The organism is Shewanella sp. DC2-4 (genome assembly GCF_013248875.1).
Classification (GTDB): Bacteria; Pseudomonadota; Gammaproteobacteria; order Enterobacterales; family Shewanellaceae; genus Shewanella; species Shewanella oncorhynchi.
Genome location: NZ_JABRVR010000002.1, coordinates 2,520,122 through 2,538,618 on the forward strand (window position 1 = coordinate 2,520,122; position 18,497 = coordinate 2,538,618).

General features: G+C 44.5%; 16 protein-coding genes. 5 read left to right on the forward strand and 11 right to left on the reverse strand.

Translation table 11 applies throughout. From position 1 onward, the window contains the following. Positions 1-44: 44 nt before the first annotated feature. The 7 genes from HQQ92_RS11900 to HQQ92_RS11930 all read right to left on the reverse strand — a co-directional run bounded on the left by HQQ92_RS11900 (position 45) and on the right by HQQ92_RS11930 (position 6,650). Positions 45-992: a hypothetical protein gene (locus HQQ92_RS11900; protein WP_173245553.1), complete on the reverse strand. Its 948-nt coding sequence runs from the start codon at positions 990-992 to the stop codon at positions 45-47. Between the two features lie 57 nt (positions 993-1,049). Continuing rightward, positions 1,050-1,664 carry a GTP cyclohydrolase II gene (ribA, locus tag HQQ92_RS11905; protein ID WP_173245556.1) on the reverse strand — a complete coding sequence of 205 codons (615 nt, stop codon included), beginning with the start codon at positions 1,662-1,664 and terminating at the stop codon, positions 1,050-1,052. A gap of 273 nt (positions 1,665-1,937) precedes the next feature. Beyond that, positions 1,938-2,294 carry a YibL family ribosome-associated protein gene (locus tag HQQ92_RS11910; protein WP_028760414.1) on the reverse strand — a complete coding sequence of 119 codons (357 nt, stop codon included), beginning with the start codon at positions 2,292-2,294 and terminating at the stop codon, positions 1,938-1,940. Positions 2,295-2,408: 114 nt separating this feature from the next. Continuing rightward, the gene (gene nrdG / locus HQQ92_RS11915; RefSeq protein ID WP_173245559.1) at positions 2,409-2,870 is read right to left on the reverse strand and encodes an anaerobic ribonucleoside-triphosphate reductase-activating protein; all 462 of its coding nucleotides are present in this window, start codon (positions 2,868-2,870) and stop codon (positions 2,409-2,411) included. Between the two features lie 103 nt (positions 2,871-2,973). Next, positions 2,974-5,091 (reverse strand): anaerobic ribonucleoside-triphosphate reductase, encoded by a 2,118-nt coding sequence (nrdD, locus tag HQQ92_RS11920; RefSeq protein ID WP_173245562.1) that lies wholly within the window; start codon positions 5,089-5,091, stop codon positions 2,974-2,976. 261 nt (positions 5,092-5,352) lie between these two features. After that, positions 5,353-6,042, reverse strand: a complete 690-nt coding sequence (locus tag HQQ92_RS11925) for a hypothetical protein (protein ID WP_173245565.1) — start codon at positions 6,040-6,042, stop codon at positions 5,353-5,355. Between the two features lie 119 nt (positions 6,043-6,161). Beyond that, positions 6,162-6,650 carry a MarR family winged helix-turn-helix transcriptional regulator gene (locus tag HQQ92_RS11930; RefSeq protein WP_173245568.1) on the reverse strand — a complete coding sequence of 163 codons (489 nt, stop codon included), beginning with the start codon at positions 6,648-6,650 and terminating at the stop codon, positions 6,162-6,164. 146 nt (positions 6,651-6,796) lie between these two features. On the opposite strand from HQQ92_RS11930, the gene HQQ92_RS11935 reads away from it, so the two are divergent. Then, complete coding sequence (locus HQQ92_RS11935; protein WP_173245571.1) at positions 6,797-7,807, forward strand: NADP-dependent oxidoreductase; 1,011 nt, start codon at positions 6,797-6,799, stop codon at positions 7,805-7,807. A gap of 135 nt (positions 7,808-7,942) precedes the next feature. On the opposite strand, the gene rssA is transcribed toward HQQ92_RS11935, so the two are convergent. Beyond that, entirely contained in the window at positions 7,943-8,890 is a 948-nt protein-coding gene (gene rssA, locus HQQ92_RS11940; RefSeq protein WP_105252908.1) for a patatin-like phospholipase RssA, read from the reverse strand. Positions 8,891-9,140: 250 nt separating this feature from the next. Here rssA and HQQ92_RS11945 point away from each other — a divergent pair, with 250 nt between their 5' ends. The 4 genes from HQQ92_RS11945 (at position 9,141) to HQQ92_RS11960 (ending at position 12,256) form a co-directional block, all read left to right on the forward strand. Beyond that, complete coding sequence (locus HQQ92_RS11945) at positions 9,141-10,496, forward strand: DEAD/DEAH box helicase (protein WP_173245574.1); 1,356 nt, start codon at positions 9,141-9,143, stop codon at positions 10,494-10,496. A 203-nt stretch (positions 10,497-10,699) separates the two neighbouring features. Then, positions 10,700-11,137, forward strand: coding sequence for a DUF3010 family protein (locus tag HQQ92_RS11950; protein ID WP_028760422.1), 438 nt, complete (start codon positions 10,700-10,702; stop codon positions 11,135-11,137). 48 nt (positions 11,138-11,185) lie between these two features. Continuing rightward, the gene (locus tag HQQ92_RS11955; protein WP_028760423.1) at positions 11,186-11,710 is read left to right on the forward strand and encodes a M48 family metallopeptidase; all 525 of its coding nucleotides are present in this window, start codon (positions 11,186-11,188) and stop codon (positions 11,708-11,710) included. Positions 11,711-11,800: 90 nt separating this feature from the next. Further along, on the forward strand, positions 11,801-12,256 hold the full coding sequence (locus tag HQQ92_RS11960; RefSeq protein ID WP_173248655.1) for a hypothetical protein: 456 nt from the start codon (positions 11,801-11,803) through the stop codon (positions 12,254-12,256). A 372-nt stretch (positions 12,257-12,628) separates the two neighbouring features. Here HQQ92_RS11960 and HQQ92_RS11965 read toward each other — a convergent pair whose 3' ends face one another. The 3 genes from HQQ92_RS11965 to HQQ92_RS11975 form a co-directional block, all read right to left on the reverse strand. After that, a complete protein-coding gene (locus HQQ92_RS11965) occupies positions 12,629-13,930 on the reverse strand; it encodes a peptidoglycan DD-metalloendopeptidase family protein (RefSeq protein WP_113938827.1) in 1,302 nt (433 codons plus the stop codon). 264 nt (positions 13,931-14,194) lie between these two features. Then, positions 14,195-17,251, reverse strand: a complete 3,057-nt coding sequence (locus HQQ92_RS11970; protein ID WP_173245577.1) for an SbcC/MukB-like Walker B domain-containing protein — start codon at positions 17,249-17,251, stop codon at positions 14,195-14,197. After that, on the reverse strand, positions 17,248-18,393 hold the full coding sequence (locus HQQ92_RS11975; RefSeq protein WP_173245580.1) for an exonuclease SbcCD subunit D: 1,146 nt from the start codon (positions 18,391-18,393) through the stop codon (positions 17,248-17,250). The genes HQQ92_RS11970 and HQQ92_RS11975 overlap by 4 nt, the downstream gene beginning before the upstream one ends. Positions 18,394-18,497 lie beyond the last annotated feature (104 nt).

Sequence of the window (18,497 nt, forward strand, 5' to 3'; positions counted from 1 at the left end):
ACTTACCAATAGTCTTTGTAATACAGCCCGTAATGGATGATAACCTAGATAGGAAAGCTAAACATTAAACGCCAAACATTGAGCCCATCGCCACGACGATAACTGAATCCGATGCGATCAACACTCAATAATTCACCGCCTAACGGCTTAGAAAAGGCAAGGGAGAAGCCTGCCTCATAGCTGCCAGAAACAATAGTATCTTGCTCTATCTCGCTAATAAATCTAAGTTCATTGAAATACCAATAGCCTACAGCAAAGATCCTTGGTTGCACCTGCAGATCCCACCATTGCCAGCGTGGTGCTAACCCTAAATCAACACCTGTTTGTAGTACTGCAAATTGATCCGAAAACCTACCATAGTGCTCGCTGTACCCAGCAAAGCGTAATCTCGATACCCACACAGCATCCTGCCCTGCTAAGGTAAAGTCATACAAGCTACTGATCCCTGAGGCGATAATAGCAACGTTATCGTTTTTATCGAAGTTAGTGCCAAAACCGATATCTAAATACCCTTCCATTCGAGTATTTTCGCTCGCCTGCCAATGATGCTCAAAACCTGGGGTAACCGTCATAGTACCTATCGACGACGGTAACTCGCCTTCAGTGATATCTTTGGCTAAATAATCAAAAAAGCCAAAGGAGATAGGTAAACGTAACCAAGTTTGGCTACCGCTATCTTTCTTCAAATCAAAAGTTAACGGAATACTAACGACGGTCGCATTTTGGTTTGCAGCGCGGTAAACGCCAGTGCCAAGATAACTACCAAAGGCGTAAACAGAATTTGGATTAGCACTAGTTTCTATCAGATTACTACCATTAGCATTACTATTAGATGCATGATTGATAGAAAAGCCGGAATCATCCGCTTGAGATGCAGATATGAATGTATTTGTAGCGGAAATACTATCGGCAAAGGTGGTAGAAATAACGCTCAGTAATGCCAAGCACATTAGCGACAAGCTTAATAGCAACCGACTGAAACAATGGCTCAATTGACTTAAACCTTCCTCATTTTTAACTCAATCGGTCGACTCATCATGATGACAAAACTACTTATTTTCATCCATAAAATGATATTCAGACATCATGTGTCCAAGCTCAGTGGATTTAGTTTTTAAGTACGCTTCGTTATAACGATTTTTACCAACTTGCAGCGGTACGCGCTCAACCACTTCGATGCCAAACTCCTTCATCGCTTTCACTTTACGCGGATTATTGGTCATCAAACGCACATGCTTCACCCTTATCTGTTCCAGCATAGGCTTGATCATGTCGTATTTACGCATATCCGCTTCGAAACCGAGTTGCTCATTGGCTTCAACCGTGTTGGCGCCTTTATCTTGCAGCTCATAGGCGCGAATTTTATTCAGCAAACCAATGCCACGGCCTTCTTGGCGTAAATAGAGGATAAAGCCACTGCCCGTTTCCGCAATATTTTGCATGGCAGCTTGTAACTGAAAACCACAGTCACAACGCAAGCTAAATAAAGCATCGCCGGTTAAACACTCGGAATGAATACGGCCCAACACAGGTTCATCCGCACTGAGTGTACCGAATGTGAGCGCAACATGCTCTTTACCTGATTCGGTATCTTCAAAACCATGCATGGCAAACACGCCCCAAGGAGTGGGTAACTTTGACGTCGCGACATATTTTATCGACATACTTAACCTTAACGACAACTCTCATTCCATGAGACGAATAAGATCCCTAGAAACAAAACGAGGATTAGGCACTTAGCCAACTAAGCGCACTATTCTAAAGTGTTTTCGAACAATCCAGAAATACTTTAGTGTTTTAATCAACTAAACCAAACATGAATGTCTTTTCGATGGGCAGCACGAAGGAATGGATTAAAACGAAGCAGTGCATTAAATACAAGGAGCACAAACACGCGATCGACACTCGATCCCGTGCCAGTGACATCCTATCCCACATTAAAATTTTGCGGGAGCGTATCCAGTCACTTCCGTTAGCCCCATTTCACGGCCGATAGCCGTCATAGGGTGGATTACCACAAGCCCTTTGACAGACTTTTTCAGTTTGCCCATGTCCGCTTGTTCCGCTTTTGTCAAAGCACGATGGAAAGGCAAACCTTTGATATCTGACCCTTGCTTATTCAATAAGCGGGTTTGTTGCCCTTTCACACTGCCGATTTGCTTAGTGACCGCAGCGATTTCGCGTTTGAACTGGGCAATAATGACGTCATCGCCTCTTTGTTCAGCCGCAGCAAGTTTACGACGAAATTTATCTAATTTATCGTTAAGCTGCTGCAGTTCTTGCTTTAAATTCATTCTGTTACCTTAAATTACCTAAGTTAGCCACAGTAAAATCTTAGCCTGATTATGCTAGCGTCTGTGTCAAGGTCTGAGATTATAGCAGCAAGTTACAGATCCTCGTTACCGCTTTTATAACAAACGAATGATCTGATTGCTGCTACCGCGAAAGACAAGACTCGGATCGGCAAGACTTTGTTCAAATTTTCCGTCCACCAGCACATCAATATAGGCCAACACGGCGCGCTGTTCATCACTCAACTCATCGAGCACATAACCTGTCCAAAGCCAAATATCCTTCCCCTTACACTCAGCCTTGACTCGTTTGACGAGCGTCAAAATGGCACTGAGATTAACAGGCAATAAAGGATCGCCGCCCGAAAGCGATAAACCACGGCGCACAATCCGCTGATCATTAAGATCGGCAATAATCCTATCTTCCATCGTCCTATCAAACACATGCCCAGAACGGGGATCCCAAGTACTTTGATTGTAACAACCGCGGCACTGGTGCTCACAGCCAGAGACAAATAAGGTCGCACGCGTACCTGGGCCATTGACCACATCGTTAGGGAAATACTGATGGTAATTCATTGATGGTTACTCACAGTGCATTTCATCTTTTAACATTGGTACTTATCCCATGGCACCATTGATGCCACGGAATAAGTCTAACAGGCAGAATAAGGTAATAGTGTTACAAGTGTTTGATCCTGCGTTTTACTTCTTCTTGCTTGCCATAATTAAAAGGCCGCGCATCAGGACTGCCTAAGTAACCGCACACACGGCGCGTCACAGAAACCCGACTAGGTTCATGATTGCCACACTTAGGGCAAGTGAACCCTTTACTGGTACAACTAAATTCGCCGGTAAAGCCACAGTCATAGCATTCATCAATTGGTGTGTTAGTGCCATAGTAAGGCACGCGGCTGTAGCTATAATCCCAGACGTTTTCCAGCGCTTCGAGGTTATGCTGCATATTGGGATATTCGCCATAACAAATAAAGCCGCCGTTCGCGATAGCGGGATATGGCTGTTCAAAATCAATTTTATCGTAAGGGTTAACACTTTTTTCCACATCGAGGTGAAAACTATTGGTGTAATAGCCCTTATCTGTCACCCCTGTGACTAGCCCAAATTGCTTCGCATCCAGTTTACAAAAACGGCTGCAAAGACTCTCACTTGGCGTGCTATACAGACTAAAGCCATAACCTGTTTCGGCCTTCCACGCATCGGTAGCCGCTTTAAGATAAGCTACAATAGCAACGGCTTTTTCCCTTAATTGTGCATCATCAAAGACATGAGTTTGGGTGCCATAGAGTGCATTCATGGTTTCATGCAGTCCAATGTAACCGAGTGAAATCGACGCGCGGCCATTTTTAAAGATTTGCGCCACATCATCATCTGCCCGTAAACGTACACCACAGGCGCCTTCCATATAGAGGATAGGTGCCACGCGAGCTTTAACACCGTTCAGTCGCTCAATACGGGTATCCAGCGCTTTACGGGCTAATACTAATCTGTCATCTAAAATGCGATAAAACTCAGTCTCATCGCCATTGGCTTCTAAGGCAATCCGCGGCAGGTTTAAACTGACCACTCCCAAATTATTGCGCCCTTCATGCACAAGCTCGCCATTTTCTTCATAGGTGCCTAAAAAGCTACGGCAGCCCATTGGGGTTTTAAATGAACCGGTAACTTTCTCGACTTGCTCGTAGTTGAGGATGTCGGGATACATGCGCATTGTTGCGCATTTGAGCGCCATCTGTTTTACATCGTAATTGCAATCGCCCGCTTTATGATTAATACCATCGCGAATCGCAAACACTAGCTTAGGGAATACTGCAGTCTTGCGATTTTTACCCAATCCCGCCATCCGCACTTTGAGCATAGATTGCTGAATTAAGCGTGATTCCCACGACGTACCTAAACCAAACCCAAAGGTCACGAACGGTGTTTGGCCATTGGCAGTGTGTAAGGTATTGACCTCATATTCCAAAGACTGGAATGCATCGTGACATTCTTTTTCAGTTTGCGCCGTGGCAAAGGCTTTGGCGTCGGTAATCTTCCAATTCAGGGCAATTTGGTAATGCTTGTCGTAGCTCTTAGCGACAAATGGCGCTAACACTTCATCGATACGGTTGATAGTAGTTCCGCCATAGATATGACTCGCCACTTGGGCAATGATCTGCGCGGTCACCGCTGTCGCTGTTGAAATAGACTTAGGGGTTTCAATTTCGGCATTACCCATTTTAAAGCCGTGGGTCAACATGCCAGCTAAATCAATCAACATGCAGTTAAACATCGGGAAAAACGGAGAGTAATCTAGGTCGTGGTAATGGATCTCGCCCGCTTCATGGGCAGCGACTACATCCTTTGGCAAAATATGACTCTTGGCGTAATGTTTGGCGACTATGCCCGCGAGTAAGTCCCGCTGAGTAGGAATGACTTTTGAATCTTTATTAGCATTTTCATTGAGTAAAGCCGCATTGCTTTGCTCAACTAAACCACGGATTTCGAGGTTGAGTTTACTGGTCGCTTCACGGCACACATCTCTGTCGTGGCGGTATTCGATATACACCCGCGCCAGGGACTTGTACGGCCCTTCCATCAGTAAATTCTCAACCGCATCTTGTAGATGGTGGATATCAACTTCAGCTAATGGCGCGACGCTTTGACTGATACACGCTGCCACTGTCGCTGCATAGTCGCCATCCTCTATTCCAACTGAGTTTGCAGCGGCATTCACTGCATCCCTTATCCTTGTTTCATCAAAAGGTGTGCGGCAACCATCACGCTTAATTACGACTGGCATTGTTCAGTTCCTCTCCATCTTGCCTAAAAATTAATACTACATCTAGTGATTTTAAAAGCATAAAGCACAATATGTAGAGCATTAGGCTACAATGACGGTAAGGAGTCCATGATCCAGATCATAGTTTTTAGGATGAAATAAAAGAACAAACAAGAACTGCAGCTAGGCCCAATTATCTGAAAATTGCGCCTTGACCTGCTGGTTAAACCCAGCTAGTTGAATGCGTGACAATTTGTGTTTATCACGCACTATGGATGTGAATTAACGTTTAGCAAGCGCAAGATAACTACTGAGTTGGCCCGATGCAGATTGATGTGCCCCCATAGATGAAGCAAGTTGCATCATAGATTTTAGCCCCTGCCACTGCTGCTTTTGAGCATCCGTAAGCGGAGGTTCAGAATTCAAATAATCCGTCAATTGGCTAAGGACTTTCGTGGCCTTCTGGGCTAGCACCGGCGACTGAGCATCATCCATATTGGTTAAGACGTTCTTAGCATCTACTAAGGTATTGATAAGAGGATTATTAGGTGATTTTTTAGCTAATGACTTGATTTCATCATCTAAAAAATCTTGCAACGATTGTTTAGTCGGCGTTGTTGTGCTCGGCACTGTAATACCGTTTTTCGATAAACGCTCGAGTTGCACATCCGATAAAATGCCATCTTTTTGTAAGCGCGACACCAATGCGGGAATATCGGCGACGCCAAATTGACCATCGGCAAAAAAATCCTTCGCCATCGATTGAATTTTCTGTGCGCGTTGCGCCCGTGGCGACAGCGCTATCTCATCGGTTTTACCTTTATCGGGTTTGGTAGCATCCGTCTGCGTTTTATTCGTTTCTGTCGTAGTATCGGTTTTAGCCGTGCTCGTCTTTTGGCTATTGGCACCATAGGCATCGGCGATACTGGCACTGCTGCGATTAAGATTAAAGGCATTTAAAATAGAATTCATCGTCAAAAATTCGGCGTCTAAGACTCAATGACGGTTTTAAAGCAAAAACTAAGCCAATCAAGTATTAATCAGTGCAACCCCTGAGTTAATAGCATCACTATGCATAAACCAACTTATATCTAGGACTGTATATCTTCGATCAAGGCAAGACATTGCCGCCTTAGTAAATCGAGTGCCTCAGCGTCCATCTGCACTTTATCAAGCAAGGTTTGCTTCAAGGCAAGAGCTTCGTGCCTGATACCCTCTCCTTGACTTGTCAGAGTGATCAGCTTTTTCCGCTCATCTTCAACGCAGGCTAATCGCGTAATCAACCCCTTCAACTCTAACCGCTTGACGATGGGCGTTAAGGTTCCCATATCGAGTTTAGTCGCCATTGATAGCTGGGTTTGGCTACAGCCGTTTTGACGCCACAGGGTTTGCATCACTAAATATTGAGGGAAAGTTAACTCGTATGCCTCGAGTAGAGGCCGATAAGCACGCACTAATGCATTGCTCGCAGAATATAACGCGAAACAAACATTATCGGATAAACAGAGTGGCTCGCTAGAAGCTTGGCTATGAGTCTGTATTGTAGCGTCTAGCTCAGGTTGAGGTAAGCAATTCTGCACGTTTAAGCGCCTGTCATTTAAACATAACGCTATCTTATCCGATCTATCCCACCTCATCTAGTTTGCGCGCAAACTATTTGCATTCAATCTTAAAGCCACGTAGAGTTAACATCATTAGTTTGCGCACAAACAAAAAGTGAGTTTTTATGAAGAGTATGACTGAAACCCGTGAAATCCATCTAGCTAGTCGCCCAGAAGGCATGCCTACAGCACAGAACTTTACTTTAGTAAATAAAGCGTTAGCACCGCTCACTGATGGACAAGTGCTGATTAAAAATCTATGGATATCGGTTGACCCTTACATGCGCGGGCGCATGGTTGATCGCAAAAGTTATGTTCCGCCCTTCGCCTTAAATCAAGTCTTAGAAGGCGGTGCAATTGGTGAAGTTATCGCGTCAAAAAACACCGAGTTCCCAGTTGGTACTAAAGTCAGCAGCATGCTAGGTTGGCGTGAACACGCAGTCACAGATACCGCAGGACTGACAACTTTACCACAAACTACGCTTGATAATTCACATTTCCTCGGCGTACTCGGAATGCCAGGCATGACAGCTTGGACAGGACTGACTCGCATTACAGATTTAAAAGCGGGTGAGACATTGTTTGTTTCCGCCGCCTCTGGCGCAGTAGGTAGTGTGGCTTGCCAAATTGGCAAACTAATAGGAGCCCGTGTTATAGCCTCTGTCGGTTCAGATGAAAAAGCTGAATTATTAAAAAGTTATGGTGTTGATGCGGTCATCAATTACAAGACTTGTGGCAATCTTACCCAAGCGTTGACAAAAGCTGCGCCAGAAGGGGTTGACGTGTATTTTGAGAACGTCGGTGGCGAGCATTTAGCCGCAGCACTAAGCAATATGAAAGATCATGGACGTATCGCTGTTTGCGGTATGATTTCGCAATATAACAACACAACTCCAACACCTGGCCCTGACAACTTAGCCCTAATTGTAATGCGAAAACTCAAGTTAGAAGGTTTTATCGTATCCGAACATTGGGCGCATTATCCTGAGTTCACCGCAAAAATGGCTCAATGGTTAGCGGAAGGCAAAGTCAAAGCAGAACAAACAATTTATCAAGGGCTTGAACAAGCACCTGATGCTTTTATCGGTCTATTTGAAGGTAAGAATCGCGGTAAAATGTTGGTAAAACTAGCCTAAGTCACCAACAAAGCGGTATAAACATCTCAATATGAGATAGCAAATAGTCGGTATCGCGAAAGTGATACCGACTTTTGTTTATCTTGCAATCAAACGCTATCTATATGAAAGCTTTTGACTCTACATTTTGCATCATCAGCCTTTCCAGAGCGCAGCTTCAATCAAGTGGGCGACTTTCTCCACCGCCGCTTCGCCGGCGGCAATCGCCTCATCAGCACGGTGAAACTCCATAGTGCCGATATTTCCCACCTCTGGCACAATACAAATATCTGGTGGATCGCCCATCAACCGCGCCCGCTTATGTCTTTGCTCTAAAATACCCATAGATTGCGACATCACAGCAATCATCCCCGGATTCGATTTAGTGCCGAGCGAAAACTTATCGGTTAGGTTACTGACATAATCTCGGCCACGGGCGAATAAATCCATAAAGCCCGTTTCTTGTCGCGCTGGCATATCCATTTCAGCTTGGACAGTCCTTTGGCTGGTCATATTCACGGGTAACACTTGGATACGCCCAGAATGATAGCCATATAAATCCACTGCAATCACTACATCAACGCCCATGGCACGGCTGACCGAAACAGGAACAGGATTCACCACAGCACCATCGACTAACCAGCGTTCTCCTTGTCTGACAGGGGCTAAAATCCCCGGCATGGAGCAAGAGGCCCGTACCGCTTGCCGTAAATCCCCTTCAGTAAACCAAATTTCCTGACCAGAGTATAAGTCAGTCGCGACGGCTGCAAAGGGACGATTGAGATTTTCAATATTCACATCTCCTATACGTGCATGCAGCACATCGAACACTTTGTCTCCGCCGATAAGCCCGCCCTTACGCCATCGAATATCCATCAAGCCAAGCACGTCCCAACTAGAAAAACCGCGCACCCATTTTTCTAACTCGGGTAAATGATCATGGGCGTAAGCGGCCCCCACTAAAGCCCCTACCGAACATCCAGCCACTTTATCGGGCTTAATACCCATGGCAGCTAAACCATTCAATACACCTATATGTGCCCAACCTTTCGCCGCCCCACTACCCAAGGCAATACCTACCGAAGGGGTTGTTCCGTTAGCCATAAATCATTTCTCCTGTAACTCAATGCAGTACACGATAACGTAAAATCCTGCCATATCCACTGTCAATCGGTAAAAACGACACAATTAAGAGGTTGTAATACCAATGTAAATAAATACAATCAACAGAGCATAAATGGCACTCTTTCTACATCAATCCGTGCATGAAGCAGAGATAATCACCGATGTGGATAGCTGAGCAAGGATGATTAAGGCTATAATCTGCCCTTACTAAGATTTAGGGGATATACCTTTGCAATTTACCGATTTTTCTCTGGACCAGCGTCTGCTTCAAAGCATAAAACATATGGGGATCACAGAACCCACCGCCATCCAGGAACAAGCACTGCCTATCGCATTGGCAGGTAAAGATTTAATGGCGTCATCAAAAACGGGCTCAGGTAAAACCTTAGCGTTTTTGTTACCCGCATTGCAAAGAGTCATTTCTACCCGCTCACTGTCGAAACGTGATCCTAGAGTCTTGATTTTATTACCGACCCGCGAACTAGCGCATCAGGTTTATAGTCAGCTTCGCCTGCTTGTCGCCAACACCCAATACAAGGCCATCAGCGTACTGGGCGGGGAAAACTTTAATGACCAAGCCAAAGCTCTAGCGAAAGAACCGCATTTCATTGTCGCGACTCCAGGCCGTATCGCCGATCATTTAGAACAGAAGCATCTTTTTCTCAATGGCTTAGAGTTATTAGTCCTCGATGAAGCCGACCGCATGTTGGATTTAGGCTTTGCACCGCAGCTAAAAGCGATCAACGATGCAGCCGATCATAAACGTCGTCAAACTCTGATGTTTTCGGCCACGTTAGATCACGATGAAATCAATGATATCGCAACAACATTACTAAAAAATCCAGCGCACGTGGCGATTGGCGCAGCTCACTCTGAGCATAACGATATTCATCAACGTATCTTTTTATGTGACCACTTAGACCATAAAGAAGCGTTATTAGCCCGTTTGCTCAAAGATGAAACCCATAAACAAGTGATTATTTTTACCGCGACGCGTCCAGATACTGAGCGCTTAGCCGCTAAATTAACCACGCAAGGTTTTGCAACCGCCGCACTCAGCGGTGATTTAAAGCAGGCCGCACGAAACCAAATCATGGACCAATTTGCCCGTGGCCAACAACAAGTACTAGTGACAACCGATGTCGCCTCTCGCGGCCTGGATTTGCTCAATGTGTCCTTGGTCGTTAACTTCGACATGCCTAAATTTGCCGAAGAATACGTGCATCGTATCGGCCGTACTGGTCGTGCAGGCGCAAAAGGTGATGCGATATCGCTCGTCGGGCCAAAAGATTGGGACAACTTTAAGAAAGTCCAAGTCTTCCTCAGAAAAACCTTTGAGATCAGCACAATTCCAGGCCTAGAAGCTAAATTTAGTGGTCTAAAAAGCAAAGCTAAACAAACGCCAGTAAAACGTGTTGCTAAAGCGGAGCTTGCTAAAGGTAAGAGCAAAAGAACCAAAGCAACCACACCAGCTCCGTCGCGGGATAAGCGTTTCATCACGGGCGTGGATGTCGGCGATGCTCCTATGCGTAGAAAACCTGCTGCGGCACAATTACTACAAGATAATGATACTGAAGAAGTTTAAAACTAATTTATGCATAAAGGCCGGTGGATTTAACATCAGATATTATCTCTGATACAAATCACATAGGCATGATCTAATACTGGAAATTGACATACTAAAATTATCAGTCTGTCGCCAAGCGAATCAAAAGCGCATGGTAAACACTGATCCTCATGTCATTTCCAGCTACAATAGCGCTATTATCGATATTTTGAAGGTGTAACATGAGAGTTTGTGGTGTTGAATTAAAAGGTGGCGAAGCCATTATCAGTTTATTGAGCTATGAAGGTGAAACCTTCAATGTGCCAGAATGCCGTAAGGTGTCTTTCACCGTTTCCCAATCTGCTACCACAGAAGCTATTCGTGAGTTTCACTTCGCTTTTCATAAGCTTATGCAAGATTATCGTGTTGATGAAGTTGTCATCATAGAACGTGAGCAAAAAGGTAAACTCGCGGGTTCAGCGACAAGCTTTAAACTTGAAGCAGCCATTCAATTAGGGGAATTACCTGTCAGTCTATTGTCTCCTGTCACTATCAAAGAGCAAAACAAGCGCAATCCACCCCAAGTTGATTTCGATAGTTTAGATCTTAAAAAAGTACAGCAGTTAGCTTTCGAAGCCGCTTATGCCCATCAAAATCGCCGAATTTTTGGCAAAGTCTAAGTAATGTGATGAACTCAGGCTCCGAAGTCATTCGGAGCTAAATCCTCTATGAATCCATTAAAGTACTTAAACGGTTACAGCCTTGATATTCAGCAGCAGGTACAGCAACATCTCGATGCTGGCACATTACCCAAGCTATTGCTGAAACGTCATCCTGTGATACATAGCGTTCGTAGCGATAAAGCGCTGTACGACTATACTCAGACGATTAAAAATCAATTTTTACGCCAGTCCTCCCCGCTCTCAAAAGTGATATTTGATGACAAAATTAATATTAGCCATCATGCACTTGGCTTGCATTCCTACGTAGCACGAGTTCAAGGCAATAAAATCAAAGCGAAGAACGAAATTCGCATTTCTTCGCGTTTAAAGCGTGTGCCAGAACCTTTGTTGCGTATGGTCGTCGTACATGAATTAGCCCATTTAAAAGAAAAAGATCACAACAAAGCTTTCTATAATTTGTGTACCCACATGGAGCCGGATTATCACCAGTTTGAATTTGATTTGCGCTTATTATTGACTTGCATCGACGCTAACATATCCCCTTATTCTGCAGATAAAGTCGACACCTGACCTTCGTATATTTTTCGCCCAAAACTTGACTGATAATAGTTTTCATTTAGAATGTTGTAGTATCTAGTGCTGCAGAATACTGTAATGACAATGACGAAACAGAATATCGACAAACTCTTAAGCAAGTGGTGTAAAAAGCAAGCTAAAAAGTTACTCAAAACACAGGCGAAATCTGTTTCAAGTTCAGGAAAAGCTATTCCATCCTTATCTCGTCTGAACACCCTGACTGATAAATCTTTGACGAATAAAAAGGCTCAACGAAAGCACCTCACCCAATTACTCTCTAAGCATATTGCTCAGCAAGAATTTGCCCTTAGCAATAAATCAACACTCAAAAAACAATTAAAACTCGCAAAAGCTAAGTTTATTGCCGCAAATGATGCGACGTTTTCATCGACTATTATTACTCGACTTTCTCCTTTACCCACAGAACACAGCTTTGCATTACGCCCCTTTAAAAAATCCCCCTGCGGTGGCTGTCCCGCATTAAAAGGTAAATTGTGCAAGTGCGCATTAAAAGTGATGCAAAGGCGCCACGCAAGCTGATAGGCACTATTTAGCACTGCATATTTGGTTCTCTGTTCAGTCCTTAATAAAAAACGTTATAAGCTCTTCAGCCGCACAATTTTCCTCTTCACAACCTTTTGAATGACTCGCTATAACACTTCTAACTGAAGATCCTACCTATTTTATCCCCTTATGTTTTATCGCCACGACTTCGAATCGAACAAATTTTAAGCTTTTATACAACTTGAACAGTACTCGTGATAGCAGGAAAATGTCTGCCACAATAAGCATTTTGGAAACAAAAATGCCGATGAAATTTTCATTTCATCGGCATTGATAAACTCTTCTAGAAAGTCAGTGCTATTGTTTATTAAAACTTTGATACTATAAATTCTATTAGCTTAGGTTTGGCTAACCTAAGTTCATTATAGCTTCACGACTCTTCACCATATTAGTGAATGTGCGTAAATCTTGATTCGCTAACTTGCTCGACATAGGAATATCGGCTTTCAACGGATCAACAGGTTTACCATTGATATGGAATTCATAATGCAAATGTGGACCAGTCGAACGACCTGTATTACCAGATAAAGCAATCACTTGACCGCGAGTTACACGTTGACCTTTACGCACTAACGCCTTAGACAAATGTAGGTAACGGGTACGGTACTTACCACCATGTTCAATCACAATATACTTACCAGCAAACTGATGATCCGTCACTAAACTGACAATTCCATCACCAGGTGCAATAACTTTAGTCCCGATTGGCACGGAAAAATCTGTTCCATTATGGGGAGAAATACGCCCTGTGATTGGGTGTTTGCGATGGCTGTTAAAACGTGAACTCATACGCGGTTGTTTAGCTAACGGATAACGTTGGAATGCCCGAACTAAACTCTGACCTTTAGCATCATAATAACTACCATCAGAATATTGATATGCACTAATTTCAGAACGGCCACTTTTAATACTGACGCCTAAAATTTGGCTACTTCCCGTCGGTTCACCTTCAACATATTGATCATTTACCAAAACTGAGAATTTGTCGCCAGCTCGTAAATCACGGGCAAAATTCAATTTTTCTTTGAGTAAATCTTCAATTCGCTGAATATCTGCAGCGGCTAAGCCCATTTTTTGGGCTGAAACGTAGAAAGAACCTTTAATATCGCCAGTCAAAATTCGATTTTGCCAAACACCTTCAACGTTCACTTCTTCAACATTAAAACTACCGTCTTCATAACGCGTAAAAACCACTTGGCGGGCAGCGTTAAAATAAAGTTCTAATTTTTGTAACTGACCTTCACTATCAAGCCAAAATTGCATTCTGTTACCTGGTAACAAGGTATCAAGTGCCAAAATGTTTAAATCAGCTTCTAAAACCTTATACATAGTCTGCTGATCAACACCCGCCTTGGAAAATAACCCACTTAAGGTATCACCGGAAACGATAATTCGCTCAAACTGGGGAGCATTATTAATGAGTGCAGCTTGATCTAGGACTTCAGGTTCAGAAACTTGAGGGAGAATATTTTCAATATCGAGAACAACAGGGATACGCTGAGCAGTTGGCGTAACATGGTTATTATTCGGCATCAACATCGCAGCACCCATCAACAAACTACCCATTAATAGAATGTTCTTTTGGGTCGATGATAAGTTCTGCAAACGGGTTTGCGATAAGTTGATAAAGTTGGGTTTGCCTGTTTGCAACGCTTTTCACCTTTCGTTAACTTTGCGTTCTATTTTTGACCAGTCCCTTTGAGGGAAGCCCGAATTTTTTCCAACTTATATCAAAAAACCGATTATGACAAACGCTATTTCACTCTTTTGTTGCACCATTAATGAAAAACATGCGCTAGTTGGCATTTCCAACTCACTTTGTGTGTATTATCCGAATGTTAAACACACAGGAGATACAATAAATAACACTTATAAAACAATTTGTTATTTATCACACTCTGTGAGAATGAGCAACTAAGGCAAAACTATCGTCATTTCGCTCCCATGTGAGGTTTTATTGATGTCGATGCGGGTATTTATCTGCTCTTTCATTTCCGACACGTGCGAGATCACCCCTATCATGCGGCCAGAGGATTGCAAATCCATCAGGGTCCGAATGGCCAGCTCTAAAGAATCTTGATCTAAACTGCCAAAGCCTTCATCGATAAATAAAGTATCGAGTTTAATACCACCTGCATAGGCTTGCACTACATCAGATAGGCCTAACGCCATAGATAATGCAGCCATAAAACTTTCACCACCGCTTAAGGTGGCCACAGGACGCACTTTGGAGGTATAAGCATCTTCTACTTCTAATTCGAGCCCAGAAGCTTTGTTGCCCTTGGCCCTATCTTCCTTACGTAGTAAACGATAACGCCCTTTGCTCATCAGGTGTAGCCTGTGGCTTGCCTCTAACAACACATCGTCAAGCAGTACGCTTAACACAAAACGTTGCAGACTGATCTTATTACCTGTATTTCCATTAGCGACATCTGCAAGGGTGCCGATAACCGCATATTCATCTTCCAAAACCTTAGCTTTTGCATCGGCAATACTCAGCTGGGTTTGGGTTTGCATCAGTAATACTGTGCGAGTGTGAAGCAACTGCCATGCCTCCTCGGCAGCGTGTAATGCTTGCTGCGCGAACTCAAGCTCAGCAGCCAGCTTAATGCTATCGGGTAGCACTTTATCCTTAAGCTTAAGTGCTAACTGCTCGCACTGTGCCTTGGTCAAAGCACTGCGCTGCTGGTAAGCCTCAATCTCGCTGGCTAATGCACGCTGTTGTTCTTCATCCAGCATGGCCTCAAATAAGGCCTGTTGATCGGCAAAACCTACTGCGACTAATTGCTGATTGAGTTGCTGCTGTGCACGCGTTTGCTGGGCTAATGCCGCCTCAGCAGCATTTTCAGCACCATTAAGTGCCGCTTTAGCCGCAACAAAAGATTGGCCAGTCTGTTGTTGAAGATCCCTAACACTAGTGATCTGTTGCTTAATTTGGCTGATACTTTGCTGATTTTGCGCGATTGCTGCAGTTAAGGCCTCAAGCGTTGCAAGCGCAGATGGAACACTTTGCTGCATGTGCGCTAACTGCCCCTGCAATAGATCCACTTTAGATTGCAGTGCACTGTCGTGTGTTTGTCCTTGCTCTAACTTTTGTTGTAAATGCGTTTCCTGTGCGTGCAACAATGCAATCTCTTGCTGTAACAGCTGTAACTGCTGATGGGCTTGCTCCGCTTGAGTGAGTGAGAAAGCGAATTGCGACAAGGTATGTATATGTTCGTCTAAAGGAATATCAACCGCAGTGCCCAATTGGACCGCGAGATCTTGTGCTTGCTGTTGCAAGGTTTCTAACTGCGTTTGTAGCCCACGATATTCCGCTCTGGCTTTGCTCAGGATTTCTTGAGCATTCGTTTCAACCTCTAGTGCTAATTGCAGCGCTTCATCACTTGGGAGTGGCTCTTGGCTTTGTGCTGGCTGTGGATGTGTTTGGCTGCCACAAACGGGGCAAGGTTCATCTTGCTGTAATTGCCGCGCTAAAATAGCGGCCTGCCCTTGGTGCCAAGTCAACAATAAGGCTTTATATGCAACCTGTGCTTGCTGATGCTGAGCACTGAGTTGTCGCCCTTTGACTTTAGCCTCAACAAGTTTTGCCTGTGTCGACGATACCCTTGCCGCCACTTGTTGCCATTGCTGATAGGTAGACAATAACTGCTGTTGCTGCTGATGCGCTTGTTGCAATGAGAGGCGAGTTTCGCTGTTGGCCTGTAGTTGCGGCAGATCGGATTCCAATTCACGGCGTTTTTGGACTACGGTGGCTAACTCATGTTTGCTATTCTGAAGTTGTGTTTTCGCGCTAATTAGCTGCGTTTGCTCTTGTTCAAGGGTTTTATTAAGCCTATCCAATTCCCTGAGCTGCGGCCCTAAGGCATTCAGTTGCTGTTTAACCTGTTCCTGTTCGAGTAACGACGCTTCCAACACGGGCAAATCAGCGGCCTTAAGCTCTGCATTATCGAAGACTTTTTTAGCATTGATTAATGCTGTTTTCGCATGTTCAAGGGAAAGACTTGCCGCCTTGGCTTCCTGCTCACGGGCCACAAACACCTCAAGCATGGGTGCCAAGTGCTGCGCCTGTTTAGCCAAATTCAGTTTGTAGGTTTGCGCAGCCATGTTTTCTTGCTGTGCATCAAGCGCAGCAACCGTTTGAGTTAAGGCATCAAACTGCACAAATTCGGCCAATAAATGCTGGGCGGCATCGCTGGTTTTTATCACCCATTGTTGCTGCTGTAATGCATGTTCTTTCGCACTTTGGGCTGTTTCAAGTTCTGGCGTAAGCTTGGCTAATTCACAGCTAAGCTCGTCATCGGATGCTAAACCCGCACTTTGTAAAATGCCATCACGGCGGCTGCGTTGATCTTTCACTAAGGCGCGGATATCTGCAGCCTTACTTTTTAAGGAATCTTCAATACGTCGGTATATATGCGTTTGAAATAGCTGACTAAATATCAGTTCTCTTGCTTTGGAGTCTGCCATTAACAATTCGCGAAATTTCCCCTGCGGCAACACCATCACTTGGCGAAACTGCTCCACATCGAGGCCAGTTAAGGCTTCAATCTCAGCGGTTGCCTCAGAGACTTTGCTCGCTACAAGCAAACTTTCATTACCCGCGGCGTCTATCTTATATAACTGTGCTTCGGGCTTCTGCACCGTTGAGCCGTCACCGCTTTTTTTAACCCTGTCTTGTTCTGGCACACGGCGAATACGATAACTGCTATTACCCAACTGAAAACTAAAAGTGACTTCTGTTAGCAGACTATCATCGGCCATATCGCAGCGCATCTGGCTGCCTTCACGCTCATTACCAGTGGTTTTGCCATAGAGGGCAAAGCAAATACCATCGAGCAAGGTCGTCTTACCCGCACCAGTGGGTCCATTAATCAAAAACAACGGATTAGTCCCTAAGGCCGTAAAATCAAGTTCTTGAGTCGATGCAAAGGGGCCAAAGGCTGACATGGAAAGGCTAAGTGGTCTCATGCTTGGCGCTCCTCATTGTGTAGCTTAGTCAGGAGTTCATCCATCACGGCTTGCTGTGCTTGTGTTAATGACTCGCCGGACACTTGAGAGAAAAAGTCACGGAACATGTCCATCTCGCCTTTTTTGATATGATCTCGGCTCAAGGTGACTTGTTGCTGCCCCGCCATCAGACCAGTCCGCTCTAAATGCAGCACATTAGGGTAAACGGCTCTCAATTTTCCCATAGCATCTAAAATGGCATGTTTATCAAGAAGTCTGACCATAAGGTAGTCCTCACGCTTGATATCCGTTTTACCTTGGGCGAGTAATGTGGCTAACTCCCCTTCTAAGATGCGGACATCGCGTATTGACGTTAATGGCAATAAACTAATTTTAATCGGCGTTTGCGCGCTAAGTTCGACTAAGGTCACCGACTTATGTTGATGTTGTTCGCTAAAGGAATACTTCAAAATCGATCCTGAGTAGCGCACATGCTCTGCACCTTTGTATTGCGGTCCGTGCAAATGCCCAAGGGCGACATAATCAAACTCAGTAAATAGCGTTGGCGATATTTTATCAGCGCCACCAATGCTCAGTGGTCGCTCAGATTCTGACTCGCTACCACCATCCAAAAAACAATGGCTTATCACCACTTTCGGCAAACCTTGGCTATCGTGCTGGCGTACTTGTTCAAGCAATAGCGTCATTGCGGCCTCATGGCTTGCCGCCTCACACTCAAAAACTTGGCGCACTGTGGCAGGTTCGGCATAGGGCAAGGCATAAAACACCGCATCACCGCTTGAACTCGACAAAGTAATGGGATAAATATCAGCACTCAAAGGGCCAATAATATGTAACCCACTTGCCGCCATTTGTTTTGCTGCAAAACCTAAGCGCTCGTGACCATCGTGGTTACCTGCAATTATAATGACTTGCAGGCCTAAATCATGCACTAAGCGGTTAAGCACATCATCTAACAGCGCAACCGCATTCGCAGGCGGAATCGATCTGTCATAAATATCCCCCGCCACAATCACGGCATCCACCTTGTGTTCATCCGCTAGAGCAATAATTTGCTCGAGCACAAAGGCTTGATCATCCAGTAGTGATTGATTGTGTAATTGACGACCTATGTGCCAGTCCGAGGTGTGGATAAATTTCATAATCGCTCTTTTAAAGAAGTGGTGGCGCTAAACCCGAGCGCACATGCCGCCCGTCGATGCAAAATAAGACTGGCAAGATAGACACTGCACTTAAATCAATCGGA

Excerpts from the sequence above, each read along its gene's own strand:
- ribA (WP_173245556.1), bottom strand. The coding sequence starts at position 1,664 with ATGTCGATAAAATATGTCGCGACGTCAAAGTTACCCACTCCTTGGGGC.
- HQQ92_RS11910 (WP_028760414.1), bottom strand. The coding sequence starts at position 2,294 with ATGAATTTAAAGCAAGAACTGCAGCAGCTTAACGATAAATTAGATAAA.
- nrdG (WP_173245559.1), bottom strand. The coding sequence starts at position 2,870 with ATGAATTACCATCAGTATTTCCCTAACGATGTGGTCAATGGCCCAGGT.
- nrdD (WP_173245562.1), bottom strand. The coding sequence starts at position 5,091 with ATGCCAGTCGTAATTAAGCGTGATGGTTGCCGCACACCTTTTGATGAA.
- HQQ92_RS11925 (WP_173245565.1), bottom strand. The coding sequence starts at position 6,042 with ATGAATTCTATTTTAAATGCCTTTAATCTTAATCGCAGCAGTGCCAGT.
- HQQ92_RS11935 (WP_173245571.1), top strand. The coding sequence starts at position 6,797 with ATGAAGAGTATGACTGAAACCCGTGAAATCCATCTAGCTAGTCGCCCA.
- rssA (WP_105252908.1), bottom strand. The coding sequence starts at position 8,890 with ATGGCTAACGGAACAACCCCTTCGGTAGGTATTGCCTTGGGTAGTGGG.
- HQQ92_RS11950 (WP_028760422.1), top strand. The coding sequence starts at position 10,700 with ATGAGAGTTTGTGGTGTTGAATTAAAAGGTGGCGAAGCCATTATCAGT.
- HQQ92_RS11955 (WP_028760423.1), top strand. The coding sequence starts at position 11,186 with ATGAATCCATTAAAGTACTTAAACGGTTACAGCCTTGATATTCAGCAG.
- HQQ92_RS11960 (WP_173248655.1), top strand. The coding sequence starts at position 11,801 with ATGACGAAACAGAATATCGACAAACTCTTAAGCAAGTGGTGTAAAAAG.
- HQQ92_RS11970 (WP_173245577.1), bottom strand. The coding sequence starts at position 17,251 with ATGAGACCACTTAGCCTTTCCATGTCAGCCTTTGGCCCCTTTGCATCG.
- HQQ92_RS11975 (WP_173245580.1), bottom strand. The coding sequence starts at position 18,393 with ATGAAATTTATCCACACCTCGGACTGGCACATAGGTCGTCAATTACAC.